The organism is Mycobacterium sp. NPDC050041 (assembly GCF_049541695.1).
Taxonomy (GTDB): domain Bacteria; phylum Actinomycetota; class Actinomycetes; order Mycobacteriales; family Mycobacteriaceae; genus Mycobacterium.
The window spans coordinates 1-1,326 of record NZ_JBMVDG010000022.1 but is presented as its reverse complement, the minus strand read 5'-3'; the positions used below and the strand labels follow the sequence as shown (position 1 = coordinate 1,326).

The following is a 1,326-nucleotide window of genomic DNA, read 5'->3' as shown; positions in this document are numbered from 1 at the left end:
TCCTGTTGCCTCATGTCAAGATGCGCGCGTAGGGGGGTTCGTTGCCTCACGTAAGCGTGCGCGCTTGGTGATGGGGGCTGTGGCGTCGGGGCCGGCTTTGCTGGTGGCGAGTGTGAACAACTGCGTGGTCAGCGCCTGAATCTGTCGCTGGGTGGCGGCGGGGTTGATCAGCGAGTAGGTCCGGGTCAGGGCGATGATGCGTTCCACAGCCATGGTCGGGTGATCGATTGCCCGGTGAAACGGGGTGGCCGCCTGGTCGTGTTTCTTGGATACCTTGGCGCCGTGGCGGACCTTGGCGATCAGTTTCTGTTGCGGGCAGAAGTAGTTGGTCAACATCGCCTGAAGTTGCCAGATTTCGTTGAGTAGCAGCAGCTCTGCGGCCGTGTCATAGCGGTGGTAGCCGACCACGGTGCGTACCACAGTCCAGTTCTTCTGCTCGACGTGACAGCCGTCGTTTTTGTTGCCCGGTCGCGCTCGGGTGAAGGTGATCTTGCGGCCGGTGCACCAGGCGAGCAAGTGCTCGTTGATGAATTCCGAACCGTTGTCGGTGTCCACACCCAGGATCGGGAACGGCATCTTGGCGGCGATGTCGTTGAGGGCGGCCAGCACGCATTTAGCCTCTCTGGTGGGCACTGCTCGATTTTCGGTCCAGCCGGTGGCGATGTCGGTGACCGTCAAGGTGAATGCGTGGCCTCCACCCCGGTTGCCGCCGTCGTGCCAGACCAGGTCGATCTCGACGAACCCGGGTTGAGCGTCGTCCCACTGGGCCCACGTGCGCACCGGTATCTGGCTTTTCAATAGCGATCCCGGCTTGGTGCCGACGCGGCCCCGCTGATGAAGCCTGGCCCGCTCACCGGCCAGCCGGCGATCGATGGTGGCCGCCGACATCGACGCCAGCAGCGTGGCGGTGTCATCATCGATGTCGAGCTCTCGGAAATGACGCAGCACTGCCACCAGTTCGCCGAGCATCGGCGCCAGCCGTTTACCGGCGGGCATTCCGAGCACCGTCCAGCAGACCGTCAGCGCCGCGATGACCTCGGGTCCGTACCTCACCGGCCGAGGACTGCGCGCGGTGACGATCTTGGGCCGTAGCGATGCTGCGAGCGCCTTACGGGCATGGTTTCGATGCCACCCCGTGTTGGCGCACAACTCGTCGAGAATCCGGCTCTTGCTGCGCTTACTCGCCAGCAGGTAACGCCTCGCGGCCGTCTCAGTGATTGCTCTGCGCTCGGCCAACGTCAACCCCATCCACTGGGCCTACGCGCGCATTTTCGATGAGGCAACGAATCACCCATTCGCGCGCATTTCTGATGAGTCAACGCGGTC

General features: G+C 63.4%; 1 protein-coding gene. It reads right to left on the bottom strand.

The window, feature by feature from the left end; translation table 11 throughout:
* Window positions 1-15: 15 nt before the first annotated feature.
* Entirely contained in the window at window positions 16-1,248 is a 1,233-nt protein-coding gene (locus tag ACPCHZ_RS28475) for an integrase catalytic domain-containing protein (protein ID WP_423487823.1), read from the bottom strand.
* Window positions 1,249-1,326 lie beyond the last annotated feature (78 nt).

Excerpts from the sequence above, each read along its gene's own strand:
- ACPCHZ_RS28475 (WP_423487823.1), bottom strand. The coding sequence starts at position 1,248 with ATGGGGTTGACGTTGGCCGAGCGCAGAGCAATCACTGAGACGGCCGCG.